At 63.4% G+C, this 15,387-nt stretch carries 12 protein-coding genes and 1 tRNA gene; 4 read left to right on the forward strand and 9 right to left on the reverse strand.

Annotated elements, in window-relative coordinates:
- Positions 1–23: 23 nt before the first annotated feature.
- The 7 genes from MON38_RS04250 to MON38_RS04280 form a co-directional block, all read right to left on the reverse strand.
- On the reverse strand, positions 24–752 hold the full coding sequence (locus tag MON38_RS04250) for a hypothetical protein (protein WP_241934887.1): 729 nt from the start codon (positions 750–752) through the stop codon (positions 24–26).
- A 114-nt stretch (positions 753–866) separates the two neighbouring features.
- A complete protein-coding gene (locus MON38_RS04255; protein ID WP_241934888.1) occupies positions 867–1,601 on the reverse strand; it encodes an SGNH/GDSL hydrolase family protein in 735 nt (244 codons plus the stop codon).
- Between the two features lie 126 nt (positions 1,602–1,727).
- Positions 1,728–2,372: a hypothetical protein gene (locus MON38_RS04260; protein WP_241934889.1), complete on the reverse strand. Its 645-nt coding sequence runs from the start codon at positions 2,370–2,372 to the stop codon at positions 1,728–1,730.
- A complete protein-coding gene (locus MON38_RS04265) occupies positions 2,372–3,205 on the reverse strand; it encodes a metallophosphoesterase family protein (RefSeq protein WP_241934890.1) in 834 nt (277 codons plus the stop codon). The genes MON38_RS04260 and MON38_RS04265 overlap by 1 nt, the downstream gene beginning before the upstream one ends.
- Before the next feature lie 173 nt (positions 3,206–3,378).
- Positions 3,379–4,221 (reverse strand): maleylpyruvate isomerase N-terminal domain-containing protein, encoded by an 843-nt coding sequence (locus tag MON38_RS04270; RefSeq protein ID WP_241934891.1) that lies wholly within the window; start codon positions 4,219–4,221, stop codon positions 3,379–3,381.
- A 26-nt stretch (positions 4,222–4,247) separates the two neighbouring features.
- Entirely contained in the window at positions 4,248–4,973 is a 726-nt protein-coding gene (locus MON38_RS04275; protein WP_241934892.1) for an SIMPL domain-containing protein, read from the reverse strand.
- Positions 4,974–5,073: 100 nt separating this feature from the next.
- A complete protein-coding gene (locus MON38_RS04280) occupies positions 5,074–6,213 on the reverse strand; it encodes a cystathionine gamma-synthase (RefSeq protein ID WP_241934893.1) in 1,140 nt (379 codons plus the stop codon).
- A gap of 186 nt (positions 6,214–6,399) precedes the next feature.
- Here MON38_RS04280 and MON38_RS04285 point away from each other — a divergent pair, with 186 nt between their 5' ends.
- The 4 genes from MON38_RS04285 (at position 6,400) to MON38_RS04300 (ending at position 11,332) form a co-directional block, all read left to right on the forward strand.
- On the forward strand, positions 6,400–7,137 hold the full coding sequence (locus MON38_RS04285) for a TVP38/TMEM64 family protein (RefSeq protein ID WP_241934894.1): 738 nt from the start codon (positions 6,400–6,402) through the stop codon (positions 7,135–7,137).
- A gap of 102 nt (positions 7,138–7,239) precedes the next feature.
- Positions 7,240–7,313, forward strand: a tRNA-Arg gene (locus tag MON38_RS04290).
- A 316-nt stretch (positions 7,314–7,629) separates the two neighbouring features.
- Positions 7,630–8,823 carry a carboxypeptidase-like regulatory domain-containing protein gene (locus MON38_RS04295; protein WP_241934895.1) on the forward strand — a complete coding sequence of 398 codons (1,194 nt, stop codon included), beginning with the start codon at positions 7,630–7,632 and terminating at the stop codon, positions 8,821–8,823.
- 28 nt (positions 8,824–8,851) lie between these two features.
- Positions 8,852–11,332, forward strand: coding sequence for a TonB-dependent receptor (locus tag MON38_RS04300; protein ID WP_241934896.1), 2,481 nt, complete (start codon positions 8,852–8,854; stop codon positions 11,330–11,332).
- A gap of 20 nt (positions 11,333–11,352) precedes the next feature.
- Here MON38_RS04300 and MON38_RS04305 read toward each other — a convergent pair whose 3' ends face one another.
- Together MON38_RS04305 and MON38_RS04310 are read right to left on the reverse strand one after the other, a co-directional pair.
- Positions 11,353–12,903, reverse strand: a complete 1,551-nt coding sequence (locus MON38_RS04305) for an alpha-N-arabinofuranosidase (protein WP_241934897.1) — start codon at positions 12,901–12,903, stop codon at positions 11,353–11,355.
- Positions 12,904–13,078: 175 nt separating this feature from the next.
- Positions 13,079–15,130 (reverse strand): glycoside hydrolase family 127 protein, encoded by a 2,052-nt coding sequence (locus tag MON38_RS04310; RefSeq protein ID WP_241934898.1) that lies wholly within the window; start codon positions 15,128–15,130, stop codon positions 13,079–13,081.
- Positions 15,131–15,387: the final 257 nt, after the last annotated feature.

Consider the following 15,387-nt stretch of genomic DNA (forward strand, 5'->3'; position numbering starts at 1 on the left):
GCCGCCCGCATATTTTGCCACGCTTAGCGCAGGCGGTAGGCCAGCCCCAGCCGCAGGATGCGAGCGGAAGCATCGGAATTGCCGCCCAACTGATTGCCCCGGTAATTGATGAAGCCGTAAGAATAGCTGGCATTGACACCCACGCGGTGGTACCAAGCGGTGGCATCGGCGCGCAGGCGGGCATCGAAGCGGTTGAAGGCGCGGTCACGCTGTTCGATGGCCCAGTTCAGGTTGCCGTTGTAGGTGCCACTGCCTTTCTCGCTGAAACCAAACACATAGGCCGCTTCCGGCCCGGCCAGGGCATCTATTTCAATCGTCCCAACCTGGAAGCGGTGCCCCAGGCCCAGAAACGCCGTGACATTCCGGGTAGCTAGGTTAGTATTCCCATCGGCGCTGTAGGCCCCCCTAAAGGAGCTGGTAAGGGCCGGCGAGTAATAGAGCTGGGTGATGGTGCTACGGTTGCGCAGCCACTCGTAGCCTAAATCGAAGGCCAGCAAACCGTTTTTCTGGCCAACGTGCTGGGCCCGTGCCCCGAACGAAACGCCGGTGCCAAACCGGTTGCTATACGGATTATTGGTGTAGCCATTCGGCTCACCAAAATCATTGGAATAGTTGATGAAGGAGGTATGTTCGGTGCCGGTACCACTAAATTTGAACAGCCCCAGCCCAACCCGGCCAATGATTTCAGTACGTTGAGCAGCAGCCGGAACAGCCAGCGCCAGCAGAGGCAACAGGAGGAAATGCTTTTTCATGGGAAAGGATGAAGTAGCGCAGAATAACGCTGTCCGCCCCACGATGACCGGCAAGCCAGCCACCAGGTTGCACTGGCCTACTACCTACCCCCTCTTTTCCTGGTTATCAACCAATTATTTTGAACTCAACAATGCCTGCGTCACGGGCAGGGCGCGGTCGGCCCATTCCCGCATCTGCGGGCCGGAGTAGTGCAGGCCGTCGCTGGTGAACTGGCTGCGGGCACCGGCCGCCGCGCGGGTCAGGTCCGTGATGTTGATGTAGGCCACGCTGGCCTGGCGGCACTCGTCCTGCGCCGCGGCATTGAACTGGTCGATTTCGAGCCCGATAGCAGCCGGGTCGCGGCCCTGGCGCTGGCCGTAGGGCGACTGCCCCCAATCGGGAATCGAGAGCACCACCACGTGGCCCGGCCGGCCGCCGGCAAAGCCAATGGCCTGCTGCAACAGCGCCCGAAACTCTACCCGGTACTGGGCCAGCGACTGGCCCCGGTACTGGTTGTTCACGCCAATCAGCAGCGATACCAGCCCGTAGGTGGCAGCCGGCCGGGCATCGGCAATGGCCGCCTGGAGCTCGGCCGTCGTCCAGCCGGTGCGGGCGATGTAGTCGGGTGCCGCTACGGCCACGCCCTGGGCCGCGAGCAGGCCGGCAAGCTGCGTGGGCCAACGGTCGGCCGAGGCGGCGCCTTCGCCAATGGTGTAGGAGTCGCCCAAAGCCAGATACCTGAGGGCATTGGGACTGGCCGAGCCTCCGCCGTTGGCTGTGGCCGGGGCCACCTGCGGCGTAGCGCAACCCATCGTACCAACCAGCACCAGGGCCAGCAGCAGCGAAAACAGACGATTCAGACGATTCATAAGCGCGGTTTCAGGCCTCAACCGCCGCACCTACGCCAATAGTGCCCGGACAGATTGCCGAAAAGCCCCGGCTCCCGATTTTCGTTCGGGTGCCGGGGCTTTCATCGTTCCAAAGGCTTGCGGAGGCTAAAAGTCAGCTTTCAGGCCCAGCGCGAGCGTCAGCAGCTGGCCGAAGCCCAGGCCACCGTTGCGGTTGTTGAGGTAGCTGGCCAGGTACAAATCGTTGCTGCCCAGCTCGTAGTAGAACGAGATTTTGCGCGGCTGCCCGGTGGCGGCAATGGGCGGGGCCAGAAATGTGACGCGGCTGCCCAGCAGTGGGCCGTAGCGCGTATCGGTCGAAAACCAGTAGTAGTCGCTCGCATACTGCCCCTTCAGCTCGTCGTTGATGGTGCCGTGGGTGTAGCTGAAATACGCGCCTACCGTGAGCGGCGTCACCTGGAACTTCTCGCCCACCGGCAGCCGGAACGGCGAGTACAGGAATTTCAGCGAGGCCAGGCTGAGCGTGGAGCCGGCATAATGCTTCGGCACGTAGCCGATGAGGATGTCGGTGTCGATGTGGCCTTTGGCGTATTCGTAGCCGGCCCCGGTGGCCACCATGCCCAGGCCGCCGCCGGTTTGCAGGGCCAGGTGGGTGGGGCGGTACCAGGGGCGGGCGGACCGGCCGGCGGCAGCGGCGGTTTTGCCGGGCCCGGTGGCCGTGGTGTCGGGCGGCGTGATGGCGGCGGCGCGCAGGCCAGTCAGCAGCAGGGCGGAAAGCAGCAGCGTCTTCATTAGAACTTGACCCGTTTGATGCGGAATTGCTTGTCGCCCCACACGGTAACCACCATGTAGTGGCGCTCCGAAAAAGCGTCGGAGTTCACGTAGGTCACGCCGTCGTTGTAGGGCTGCGTGATGCTGTAGGAATGGTTGTGGCCGTTCATCTCAAACACCAGCCCCGGGGTTTCGCGCAGGGCCTGCACGTAGGGCAGGCGCAGGGCGGGGTCGAAATCGTCGTTGGTGGGCGGCACGTGCGAGATAACCACCTTGCGCCGGGCCCCATCGGCGTTGGCGAGCTGGGGCCGGAGCCAGGCCATGTCGGGCGCGGTGCCGTCGAAGTTGTACTCGCGCCCGTTGGTGTCCACCATGATGAACTTGGTGTTGCCGTACACAAACGAATAGTTGAAGGCCCCAAAAATGTGCTGGTACGTGGGCCGGCCGTTGCCCACGAGGTCGTGGTTGCCGATAACCGTGACGTAGGGCACCGTGAGGCGGCGCAGCTTTTCATCAACCCACTGCATTTCGCGGGCCAGACCGAAGTCGGAAATATCGCCGGCTACCACCAGGAAGGAAATGCCGAGCTGCTGGTTGGCGCTGGCCACCAGGGCCTCGGCTTCGTCGTAGAATTGCTGCGAGTCGCCGGTGAAGATGAAGCGCAGCGTATCGCCGGGCGCGAGAGGCTTGGCCGCGAGCCGGGCCAGGTTTTTCTCGGTGAGGTTGGTAAATTCTTCGGGGACGCGGTGGTCGTTGGGGCTGAATTCAATCAGGTTGCACCCCGCCAAGGCCATTCCGGCCGCCACACTGGGCAGCACCCGCGCCCATCGGCGCACATCGATAACGGAAAACATACAGGCAGCGCCGGCTCAAAGCCAGCTGATAAGAACAGAATTAAGACAGATTTGTCCTTAAACCCATTCTCGAATGGCAGGGTTGGGGGTTAATTCGCTTTTAATCTGCCAACAGCTGCGGGTTCGCTGTATTCGTTTTATTCACAACCGGTTCAGCCGGCTACAAATCAGCTTCAGGCCATCACGGCCACCAGCTGCAGGGCTGCTTCGGCCAAGGCTTTATCACCGGCCAGTTGAGCCAGCGGGCGGGCCTCGGCCGGGCTCAAGCCCTTCGTGAACAGCCGCCACGCCACGTCTGGGGGCAGTGCCGCCTCGGCAGCGGGCACTACATCTGGTACGGGCGGGCGCAGCTGCCATGCCTCGGCAGCCCGCACCAGCTGCCACACGCCGCCGCTGGCCGTATCGATGCGCACCTGCACCACGGTGCCCACCGGGGCCGCCACGGCGCGGTAGGCGTGCGGCAGCCCGCGCAGCATGGTTTCGATGAACGGGCGGAAAAGCTGCGGCGCCAGCAGCGGCGCCGTCTGGCCCACGGCTGCGCGGATTTGCTGCTGGTGGTGCCACTTCTCGGTGTAGTCGCGGGCAATGTGGAACCAGTTTTTCGACTCCGCCTCGCCGGCCCAGGCTACCGAAAACGCAGCCGGGCCCCACGGGTCGAGCGTGTGCAGGTAGGCCGTGTACTCGGCACCCGATTGCGCCAGCAGCTCAATCAGAACCGCCGGGCTGAGGCGGCGGGCGGCCCGCACCCAGTCGGCGTTCAGCCGGTTGAGGTAGGCCACAATGCCGGTGTAGCTGGTATCGGCCGGGGGCGCTTCGCCGAAGTGGCCGTCGCGCAGCATCGAGAGCGTGCGCAGGTTGCCATCGAGCAGGTGGGCGGCCACGTCGTGCACCGTCCACTCGCGGGCCAGGGTGGGGCGCTGCCAGTCGGCGGGCGCGAGGCTTCGCAGCAGCTCCAGCAGCAGGCGGTCGAGTTCGGGAAAGAGCGGCAGGGTTTCAATGGGCGGTTTTTTGGGCATAGGGCATCAGGGTGAAGGAACGGACGCTATTTAATCTCAAAAACTACGTCGTATACCGCCTGCACCTTGATTTTGCGCAAGTTGGGTGTAAAGATGCTGCCCGTTTCAGCCTGCATTTCCGAATTGCTGCCCAGCTTCATTCGCTTGTCATAGCCCAGCCGATAATCGCCCAGCGGGTCATTTCCGAGGCCGCCGGGCAGGATTTCCACCATAGCCACCACGCCCGCCAGCTGCCCGCCGGCTAGCTTCACGGCGCTCTGGGCTTTTTGGCGGGCATTGGCGGCGGCGCGGCCCGCTACGTCTACTTTTATCGCTTCCAGCCGGGCGTTTTCTAAGTTGGTCACCCGCAAGTTGTCGGCTCCGGTTTGCACCAGGCGCGGAATGAGGTCGTTGAGAATTTTGGGGTTGTCGAGGCTCAGGCGGTACACTTTGGTGAGGGCGACGCTGGTGTTGGCCGTTTTCGAAAAGCCGCCGTAGCCGCTGGCGCTCAAGTCTTCGAGCACCAGCTTTTCGGGCGCGATGCCGGCCTGCTTCAGCACTTGCTGCAAGGCCTGCTCCTGCTCTTGGGTGCGCCCACTCTCCTTTACGTTATCCGAAAACCGGTAGGTGAGCAGCAAATCCAGCTTTTCGGGGTCGAGTTCCTGCTCGGCGGTGCCACGCACCAGAATGGTGTGCGGCGGATGCAGCGGTGCGGGCGCCTGGGCACCCGCCAACCGGGCCAACGGCAACAAGAACAGAAAGAAGTAGCGCATCAGGAAAGGGGTTAAAAGAGTGGGTTAAAAATAAAAGCGCCGGGTCGCCCACAAAGGCAACCCGGCGCTTCCAACGCAAAACCGCGGCTGATAATATGCCTTAGCCAATGGCCTGAGCCAAATCGGCAATCAAGTCCTCGGCATCCTCAATGCCCACGCTCAGGCGAATGAGCGAGTCGCTCAGGCCCGACTTGCGGCGCTGCTCGGCCGGGATGCTGGCGTGCGTCATCGTGGCCGGGTGGCCGCTCAGGCTTTCGACGCCGCCCAGGCTTTCGGCCAGCGTGAAGTACTGGAACTTCTCCAGCACGGCAATGGCGTCGGCCTGCTTATCGCCTTTCAGCACGAAGGAAATCATGCCGCCGAAGTCGCGCATCTGCCGGGCGGCCACGGCGTGGTTGGGGTGGTTTTCGAAGCCGGGCCAGTACACCTTCTCCACTTTCGGGTGCTGGCGCAGGTACTCGGCCACGGCGCGGCCGTTTTCGCAGTGCCGCTGCATGCGGATGTGCAGGGTTTTCAGCCCACGCAGCACCAGGAAGCAGTCCTGGGGGCCGGGCGTGCCGCCGCAGGCGTTCTGGTAGAAGCTCAGGCGCTCGTGCAGCTCGTCGTCGTTCACCACCAGCGCACCCATCACGGTGTCGGAGTGGCCGGCCATGTACTTGGTGAGCGAATACATCACGATGTCGGCCCCCAAATCCATGGGCGTTTGCAGGTAGGGCGTGCTGAACGTGTTATCGACGGCCAGCAGCGCGCCGGCTTCCTTGGCCACGGCCGCGGCGGCGGCAATGTCGATGATGTTCAGCAGCGGGTTGGTAGGCGTCTCAACCCAAATCAGCTTGGTTTTTTCGCTCACCACGGCCTTCACTGCCTCCATATCGTGCATGGGCACAAAGTGGAATTTGATGCCGAATGGCTCGTACACTTTGGTGAAGAGACGGTAGCTGCCGCCATACAGGTCGTTGGTCGAAATCACCTCATCGCCGGGCTTGAGCAGCTTCATCACGCAGTCAATAGCAGCCATGCCCGAGGCGAAGGCGATGCCGTGCTTGCCGTTGTCGAGGGCGGCCACGGCGGCCTGTAATTGCGAGCGGGTGGGGTTGTGCGTGCGCGAGTATTCGAAGCCCATGTTTTTGCCGGGCGACGTTTGCACGTAGGTCGAGGTCTGGTAGATGGGCGTCATGATGGCCCCGGTGGCGGGGTCCGGGTGCACGCCGGCGTGAATGGCTTTGGTGGCGAATTTCATGGGTGGGCTGTAGAAGTGATGGGGCCGGATGGGCCGCCAGCAAAGGTCGGGGATTAATCGGAAATAGCCGGCTGGCGCCGCGCCGGCTGGCAGCTCTTGCCACCAGGGGCCCGGCCCTGGCCCGCGTTTCTGCGTACTTGCAGCACGAAACCCCGCCGCCGGATGGCCGGTTTTCGTTCCAAGCCTATGTTTCGATTGCTGCGCGAGCTTTTCCAGAAAAACTTCTCCACGCTGCTCACCATGTTTTTGCTGGTGGCCGTGCCGCTGCTGGGCTCGGCCTCGCTGCTGGGCGTGCTGGCCACTCATCAGGAGCTGTTGCACCACCTCAGTGCCGGGCAGGTACTACTGTATTTCGTGGTCATTGCCTTCACCATGGCCTTTGCCCTCACCCCCACCACCTTCGTGGCCATCGTGACGGGCTACTACTTTGGCTGGGCGGGGCTGCCGGGCATGGTGCTGGCCTATGCGCTGGCGGCGGCCATCGGTTACGAGCTGGCGCTGCGCCTCGACCACGGCAAGCTGCGCCACTTCCTGCACCTCTTTCCTAAAGCCGAGGCAGTGCTGGGCGAGCTGCAGAACCAAAGCTGGCAGCTCATCCTGCTCACGCGCCTCTCGCCGGTACTGCCATTTGCGCTCATGACTTTCGTACTGGCCATTGTGGGCGTGCCGCGCAAGCGGTTTCTGGCAGCGTCGGTGTTGGGCATGCTGCCGCGCAGCCTGTTCTTCTACTGGCTCGGCACCGAAGCCTCCAACGTGCTGGCCCTGCTGAAGGACCCCGACCAAGGTTCGCTCAGTAAGCTGGTACTGGTGGGACTGGTGGCGGCGTCGCTGTTTGGGCTCTATTACGTCTTCAACAAAGCGCTGCACCGCGCACTCCGCAGCAGCGCCATCGAAAATTCGGAAAAATCTCCGGCTGATTATTAGCTACTTGCTGCCATTGGCGCATTTTTCTTGCGGCAAAATGCGTGCGCAGCTTGCACAGCCACTTTTTCCCGTCTTACCTTTGTGCTCCCAACACGGGAAAAGGGTTGTGTAGCTCAATTGGATAGAGCATCTGACTACGAATCAGAAGGTTTAAGGTTCGACTCCTTACACGACCACAGAAAAGGCCCTCACAGCAATGTGAGGGCCTTTTTGCTTTCCTAGAGTTCCCGTACGAAACCCGGGAATAGCCATTGTTGAAGAGCCCCAGAATAAAAAAATATTTGCAGCGGGATGCTCGGTCAAAACGGAAATTGTTCCGAAATGCCCATGTCCCTTCGAAAGCAACAACTTCGGATTACGATTTCTTCGTATAATTACGAAAAAATCGTAATATTATGCCTTGCACTCCGTTCTCATTCGTGAGAGCAGGGTTGATGCCTGTTGAGCCCGCCTTCATACGAATCTACTACCTGCTCACGTTTGGCCTTTCAAGTGAACTTGCTCCGATTCGCGCTGCTCTTTCTTTTTTCTTCGCTTGGTGCGGCGGCGCAGGGCACGCTAAGCGGCACGGTGCGCGATTCGCTCACGCGGCAGCCGCTGCCTTTTGCCAGCGTGTTTTTGGCCAACACCACGCGCGGCGCTACCACCGATGCGGCCGGGCACTACGTGCTGGCCGGGGTGCCGGCCGGCCGCTACGAGCTGGCGGCCACCTACCTGGGCTACCAGCTACGGCAGCGGCCGGTAGCAATAGGAGCGGGCGAGCAGCGGCAGGACCTGGGCCTGCTGCCCGCCGCGCAACAGCTGGCCGAAGTAGTGGTGCGGCCTAACCCCCACCGCGAAGCCGACTACCAACGCTTTCTGGAGCTGTTTCTGGGTACCTCCACCCGCGCCAAGCAGTGCCGCGTGCGAAACCCCGAGGCCCTGCAAATCGACTACGATGCCGAGCGCAACCGTCTCACGGCCACTACTGCGCGGGCGCTGGAAGTTGATAACCAGGCGCTGGGCTACCGCCTCACGTTTTACGACCTGGATTTCACGGCCGACTTCGCCGACCAGCAGCTGACCGTGACTTCGCTTAGCCACCTGGTGTTTCGGGCGCTGCCAGGGGGCGCGGGGCGGCAGCGCCGCTGGGCCGCCGCCCGCGCCCAGTCCTACGCGGGCTCCTACTTGCACTTTTTGCGCAGCGTGTACACCAACTCGGTGGCCGAGGCGGGCTTTGAGGTGCAACGGCTGCGGCGCGTGCCCAACCGGCGGCGGGAGGTGGCCGACAGCATCCGGCGCGCCATTTACCATTCGGGAGCGGTGGGGCAGGCCGCCGTGCCGGATTCCGTCTGGCGCCTGCTCCAGCAGCCCCGTGCCCTCACGTACCTCTTTCAGCCGCTGCTGCCGCCGGCCAGCTACCGCCGGGCCGCGGGCACGCAGGTATGGCTGCGTTTCCCCGATTTGTTGGCCGTTACCTACCCCCACGGCCGGCCCGATGCCAACTACCACGAGCTCAGCCTGACCCTGACGCCGGGGCGGGAGCAGGCTTCGCTGCTGCATTTGCAAGTGCCCGTCGAGGCCGAACTCGACCCCACTGGCACCCCTACGGTGCCGCTGTCGCTGCTCACCGAGGGCTACTGGGGCTTTCTGCAAACGGGCGACCTGCTGCCGCTTGATTACCAGCCCACCCCACTCAGCAAGTAAGTTTGTCTTTCCCTTTCCAACTTTCTCTATGTCCCGTTATTACGTTTTGTTTGTCCTGCTCGCGGCGCTGTATTTGCCCGGAGTAACCCTGGCCCAGCAGCCCGCCGCGGCTACGCCCGCTGCGCTTGGCTCGCTCACGGGCACGGTGCTCGACTCGCTCACGCAAGCGCCGGTGCCCTACGCCACGGTGGTGCTGCTCCCCCCGGCTCCCAACGATAAGGCGATTACGGGCGTAGCGGCCGATGACCAGGGCCGTTTTGCGCTGACCAAGCTAACGCCCGGCCCCGCCCGCCTGCGCGTGAGCTACGTGGGCTACGGCACCAAAACCCGGGCCGTGACCATTACGGCCGGGGCCATGGCGGTTGGCGCGTTTCGGCTGCCCACGGCCAGCACCACGCTGGGCGAAGCGGTGGTCATCGGCACGAAGCCGGTGGTGGAAGTGCGCATCGACCGCCTCGTGTATAACGCCGACCAGGACGTGACCAACACCGGCGGCACCGCCGCCGACGTGCTCCGCAAGGCCCCGCTGCTGGCCGTGGATGGCGAAGGCAACGTGAAGATGCGCGGCTCGGGCAACTTCAAGGTATTGGTGAATAACAAGCCCTCGCCCACCCTGGCCAACAACCTGGCCGAAGCCCTCAAAGGCATTCCGGCCGACCAGATTAAGACCGTGGAAATCATTACTTCGCCGCCGGCCAAGTACGACGGCGAAGGCACCGCCGGCATCATCAACATTGTGCTGAAAAAGGGCGTGGAAAACGGCCTCAACGGCCGGGTGGGCGTATCGGGTGGCAACCGCAACTCGGGCCTGAACACGGGGCTCAACTTCAAAAAGCGCAAGCTGGGCTTCACGTCGTCGCTTAGCGGCGGGCTGAACTACGCGCCCAGCGCGGGCCTGCTCGACCGCACCGGCTACACGCCGCAGGGCACCACCCAGCTCACCCAGCGCAGCACGGGCCGCTACAACGGCTCGTACTACTACGGCACCGTGGGCCTCGACTACGATTTCAGCGACCACCAGAGCGTGTCGGTGGCGGGCTCGCTGAACGGCTACCGCGGCCCGAGCACCGACAACCTGGTCAACAGTTTTGTGGCCCCCGACCCCACCCTGAACCGGCTGTTCACGCGGGCTACTTCCAGCACCTTCCAGCGGGTAAGCGGCGAGTTGAGCGGCACGTACACCCGCACCTTTGCACAGGCGCGGCGCGAATGGAGCGTGCTGGGCCAGATAAGCGCCAACGAGGGCAGCAGCAGCTACGACCTGAACCAGTACAACAACGTGGCCGGGCCGCTGGAGCCCTCGCAGGCCGACTACCGCGAGCGCAGCCGCAACCGCACGCCCGGCCACGAATACACCGCTCAAACCGATTTCACCCAGCCGTTTGGCGACAAGCGCACCCTCGAAATGGGCCTCAAAGCCATCTGGCGGCGCACCGGGGCCACGGCCACCGTGGATGGGTTTATGCCGGGCCGGATGACCGATTTCGAGCCGCTGCCCGACCGGGGTACCGATTTCAGCTACGACCAGGATGTGCAGTCGGCCTACGCCAGCTATTCCTTCGCGGCCGGTAAAAAGCTGAACCTGAGCCTGGGCAGCCGCCTGGAGCGCACGGCCCTGGCCGCCGATTTCCGCACCACGCAATCGAGCTTCGGGCGCAGCTACCTGACCCTGCTGCCCAACGGGGCGGCGCAGTACGCCATCAGCCAGGCCACCAGCATGCGCCTGGCCTACGGCCGGCGCATCACGCGGCCCTACATCTACTACCTCAACCCGTATGTGGACCGCCGCGATTCGCTCAACATCTCCTACGGCAACCCCAACCTAGCCCCCGAACTCACGGACTCGTACGAGCTGAGCTTCAACACCGGGGGCAAGGCCGGCTCGCTGAACGTGGCGGGCTCGGTGCGGCACACCGGCAATGCCATTGAGGGTGTGCTGCTGCCCACGGGCGAAGTCGGCATCACGGCCCGCACCTACGCCAACGTGGCTTCCAACGTGTTCTACCAGCTGAACCTGTACGGCTCGACCAAACCCGCCAAGGGCTGGGACGTGAGCGGCGGCCCCGACTTGCAGTACATCGTGCGCCGCAGCCCCACGCTGGGCATCACGCGCGCGGGCTTCGCGGCCAGCCTCAATTTCAACACCTCCTACAAATTGCCCAGGAAATACACCGTGCAGGCGTTTTTTTACGGGGCGCTGCCGGGCCCCGAGCTGCAAGGCCGGGGCCTGGGCTACCTGTTCTACTCGGTGGGCGGCAAGAAAGTATTCTGGCAGGACAAGGCCGACCTGACGCTGAACATCAGCAATCCCTTCACCCCCTTTGTGGCCTTTGGCAATACCTACAGCACGCCTTTCCTCACCCAGCGGCAGGAGTACCGGGCCTATCAGCGCGGGGTGCGCCTGAGCTTCAACTACCGGTTTGGGCAGGCGCAGCAGAGCAAGCAGCGCAAGCGCATCAGCAACGACGACGTGAAGGGCGGCGGCGGCGGCCAGCAGTCGGGGCAGTAAGCTCCGGCGTTGCCCCTCCCCTACTTCAACTCCAGCACCACCACCGATTTCGCCGGCAGCATCACGGCCAGTCCATTCCCTTTCTTGCGGGCGCCCTTGAAGTCGGCCAGCCGCACGGTGTTGGGCTGGTCGAAGGTGTTGTGGTCGCTCACGCTGGCCGAAGTCAGCACGCGGCCGGTCACCGTTTTCCAGCTCACGCCGGGCAGGGCGGTTTCGATGGTCAGGGCATTTTTCGGGTCGAGGTTGACGAGCGAGATGTGCACCGCGCCGTTCTTGTCTTTCGAGGCCGAGGCGTTCAGGGCCGGGATTTTCTCGTTGCCGAACGCATAGTCGGGGCTGGCGAACTGCAGCGGCAGGTACTCCGCATCCTGGTGCACCTGGTAGAGGTCGAAGACGTGGTAGGTGGGCGTGAGCAGCATTTTCTCCTTGTCCGTCAGGATGACGGCTTGCAGCACGTTCACGGCCTGGGCCAGGTTGGCACCCTTCACCCGGTCGCAGTGGTTGTTGAAGATGTTGAGCGTGGTGCCGGCCACCAAGGCATCGCGCAGCGTGTTTTGCTGGTAGAGGTGGCCGGGGTTGGTGCCGGGCTCCACGTCGGTCCACACGCCCCACTCGTCCACGAGCAGCGCCACCTTTTTGTCCTTGTCGTACTTATCCATAATGGCCGCGTGCTTGGCCACGATGGCGTCCATCCGCAGGCAGTTGCGCAGGGTGCTGAAGTACTGGTCTTCGCCGAAGCCGGTGGCCTTGCCCTTGCTGCCGCTCCAGCTGCCGGTGGGCAACGTGTACTGGTGCAGCGTGAGGCCCCACATCTGGTTGAGCGGGATGTTCTTCATGCACGTTTCGGTCCAGTTGGCGTCGTCGCCGTTGGCCCCGCTCACGATGCGCTTGAGCTTGGTGCCGGGGTAGTCGTGGGCGAAGGTGGCGTAGCGCTTGTACACATCGGTGTAGTACTGGGCCGTCATGTTGCCGCCGCAGCCCCAGCTTTCGTTGCCAATGCCCCACCAGCTCACCTGGTAGGGTTCGGGGTGGCCATTTTTCTTCCGCTCCTGCACCATGGGCGTGTCCTCGTTCGAGTTGAGGTACTCCATCCAGTTGCTCATTTCCTGCACGGTGCCGCTGCCCACGTTGGCGGCCAGGTAGGGCTCGGTGCCCAGCAGGCCGCACAGCCCCAGAAATTCGTGCGTGCCGAAGCTGTTATCCTCCAGGGTATTACCCCACCACAGATTCAGCATCTTGGGGCGTTGGGCGGCCGGGCCCACGCCGTCGTGCCAGTGGTAGGTATCGGCGAAGCAGCCGCCGGGCCAGCGCAGGTTGGGCACGTGAATCTTCTTCAGCGCCTCCACCACATCCAGCCGGATGCGGCCCTGCTTGGGCACGTTCATCTTTTCATCTACCCAAAACCCGTCGTAAATGCACCGCCCCAGGTGCTCGGCAAACTGCCCCTGAATGTGCTTGCTGACAATGAGCTTGGGGTCGCCGGGCTGCACAGTGAGCTGCACGGTCTGGGCCGGAGCCAGTAGCGGGGCGGCAAGGGCTAATGCGGCGGCAGTAGCGGAAAGAAACTTCATAGAGTGGGGTTTGGGTGAGTTTGTTTGATGTAGGGGCGGGGCCTGCCCCCGCCCGGGCGTTCGCTCCGTTGCAACGGGTCCGCTCAACAGGACGGACGGGTCTGCTTAATGATGCGAACGGACCCGCTCAACAGTGCGACCGTCCGGGCGGGGGCAGGCCCCGCCCCTACGCTGGTTACTTCTTCTCTTCCTGCTGCACGGCCGGCCGTGTCACCACGTCCACGTCCACCACTTTGGCCGGAAACCAGACGGTCATTTCCCCCTTGCCGCGGTTGGCCCAGGCGTAGTATGGAATGGCCGTGAGCGTCTGCGGCACGGTCTGGATGGTGCCGGCGGCCTCGTCCACGCGCACGGCGGGCACGGTGGCGGTGAGGGTCGTTACGCCGTTCAGCAAATCGGGCCGGAAGGCGCTGATGAACGTGGCGCTGGCGGGCACCAGCAGGTTGCTGGCCCGGCCCTGGTTGTCGGTCCACTCGGCGCAGTACATCAGCGGGCCGCGCTGCAGGGCCACTTTGCCCAGGTCGTCTTGCACGCGGGCGTCGGCCACCACGCGGCGCACTTCCATGGGCAGGGTCACGTCTACCACGTCGCCCTTGCGCCACTGGCGGGCCAGCACCGCGTAGCCGTTGCGTAGCGTGTAGGGCGTGGTTTTGCCATTGATTTTGATGCTCACCTTCTCGGCCGAAGGCGTGGCGAAGGTGTACAGGCTGGAAGGCATGGCCTCGCCCCGCGCCCAGCCCGGAATGCGCACCAGCAGGTTGAAATCGGTGGTGCGGGCGGGGTTCACGGTGAATTTCAGGCCGCCGTCCCAGGGGTAGTTATTCTGCTGCACCAGCTGCACGGGTTGCTTATTCACTTGCAGGTCGGCAGTGCCGCTCACAAACAGGTTCACGTACACGTCCTTATCGTGCTGGCCGTAGATGTAGCCGGGCAGCGCCGGAAAAAGCCGCGCCAAGTTGGTGGGGCAGCACGAGCAGTCGAACCAGCCTGCCCGCGCCGGCTCGGTTTGCGGAAAGCTGGCCGAGTTTTTCACCTGCATGGCGTTGCTGTAGAAAAACGACTTGCCATCGAGCCCCACGCCCGAAATCAGGCCGTTATACAGCACCTTCTCCAGAATGTCGGCGTACTTGGCCTCGCCGTGCAGCTGAAACATGCGTTGGTTCCAGTACACGTCGGCCACCGAGGCGCAGGTTTCGTTGTAGGCCGTGGTGTTGGGCAGCTCGTAGTTGGCTCCGAACCGCTCGCCACCGGGCACCGCGCCGGTGCCGCCCGTCACGTAAAACTTCTTGCTCACCATGTTCTGCCAGATGGTGTCCACGGCTGCCAGCAGGGGCTTGTCGCCGGTCAGGGCCGCCACGTCGGCCATGGCCGAATACAGGTATTCGGCGCGCACGGCGTGGCCTTCGGCCTCCTTCTGGTCTACCACGGGCTTGTCATCCTGCCAGTACTGGCCGTTGCGCCAGCCGTCGGTGCTCTTGGCATCGTAGCCCTTGTACTGCCCGCGCTGGTCGATAAAGAACTTGGCCGTTTGCAGGTACTTCGGCTGGCCCGTCACGCGGTAGAGCTTCACCAGGCCCATTTCCACAATTTCGTGGCCGGGTGCCACGGCCCGCTTGCCGGGGCCGAAGGTGGCGCATACCAGGTCGGCGTTTTTGAGAGCGATGTCGAGCAGGTTTTTCTGGCCGGTAGCCTGGTAGTGGGCCACGGCGGCTTCGTAGAGGTGGCCCGAGTTGTAGAGCTCGTGGCTGAGCTCACGCTCCTTTTCCCAGCGGGCGCTGCCGGCCCACGAATGCGGGTGCGCCGGGTCGATGGTGCGGGCGGTGTAGAGGTAGCCGTCGGGCTCCTGGGCGGCGGCCACTTTGGCAATCAGCGCGTCCACGTATTCCTTCAGGTGCTCGTCGGGGTAGAGGCTGAGCGAGTAGGCCGCGCCCTCAATGGTCTTGTAAATGTCAGTGTCGTCAAAGGGAAACGTGGTGGCAAACTTGCCCGACTTCGCTGCTGCCATCTCGAAGTTCTTCACCCGGTTTGTCGCCTCGCAGCGCTGAAACGAGGCCGGAATGGTGACGTCGGTGTTGGTTTTGAGGCGCGGCAGCCAGAAGTTGTCGGCCAGCTTCACCTGCGTGAAGGGCACGGGCCGGATGGGGTAATCGGCCACAGCCTGGGCCTGGGCGGCGAAGCCCAGCGCCAGCAGGCCAGCCGTTAGCAAAAATCGGGAGTTAGAGTACATAGGAGCCAGGTGGGTTCAGGCGACGAGTTCGAGGCAGCAGATAGTGCCCGGGGCAGGGCATTTTGCACAATCGTTTGTGTAAATTAACTACGCAGAAACCAAATGCCGCGCATTTTCCCCCGGAGCGGCAAAATGCCGCCGCTTAATCGGACAGTAGCAAGGGCCGCACACGCCCCCAATAGTTCAACGCCAGAGCCGTAATAAAGGGCCGCTCACCAGTAGCAACGCCCAGAAACGGTGCGCAACCACAACCGCAC

The organism is Hymenobacter cyanobacteriorum (assembly GCF_022631375.1).
GTDB lineage: Bacteria > Bacteroidota > Bacteroidia > Cytophagales > Hymenobacteraceae > Hymenobacter > Hymenobacter cyanobacteriorum.

What these genes read in the sequence shown, in the direction of transcription:
- MON38_RS04250 (WP_241934887.1), bottom strand. Translation starts at nt 752, where the DNA reads ATGAAAAAGCATTTCCTCCTGTTGCCTCTGCTGGCGCTGGCTGTTCCG.
- MON38_RS04255 (WP_241934888.1), bottom strand. Translation starts at nt 1,601, where the DNA reads ATGAATCGTCTGAATCGTCTGTTTTCGCTGCTGCTGGCCCTGGTGCTG.
- MON38_RS04260 (WP_241934889.1), bottom strand. Translation starts at nt 2,372, where the DNA reads ATGAAGACGCTGCTGCTTTCCGCCCTGCTGCTGACTGGCCTGCGCGCC.
- MON38_RS04265 (WP_241934890.1), bottom strand. Translation starts at nt 3,205, where the DNA reads ATGTTTTCCGTTATCGATGTGCGCCGATGGGCGCGGGTGCTGCCCAGT.
- MON38_RS04270 (WP_241934891.1), bottom strand. Translation starts at nt 4,221, where the DNA reads ATGCCCAAAAAACCGCCCATTGAAACCCTGCCGCTCTTTCCCGAACTC.
- MON38_RS04275 (WP_241934892.1), bottom strand. Translation starts at nt 4,973, where the DNA reads ATGCGCTACTTCTTTCTGTTCTTGTTGCCGTTGGCCCGGTTGGCGGGT.
- MON38_RS04280 (WP_241934893.1), bottom strand. Translation starts at nt 6,213, where the DNA reads ATGAAATTCGCCACCAAAGCCATTCACGCCGGCGTGCACCCGGACCCC.
- MON38_RS04285 (WP_241934894.1), top strand. Translation starts at nt 6,400, where the DNA reads ATGTTTCGATTGCTGCGCGAGCTTTTCCAGAAAAACTTCTCCACGCTG.
- MON38_RS04300 (WP_241934896.1), top strand. Translation starts at nt 8,852, where the DNA reads ATGTCCCGTTATTACGTTTTGTTTGTCCTGCTCGCGGCGCTGTATTTG.
- MON38_RS04305 (WP_241934897.1), bottom strand. Translation starts at nt 12,903, where the DNA reads ATGAAGTTTCTTTCCGCTACTGCCGCCGCATTAGCCCTTGCCGCCCCG.
- MON38_RS04310 (WP_241934898.1), bottom strand. Translation starts at nt 15,130, where the DNA reads ATGTACTCTAACTCCCGATTTTTGCTAACGGCTGGCCTGCTGGCGCTG.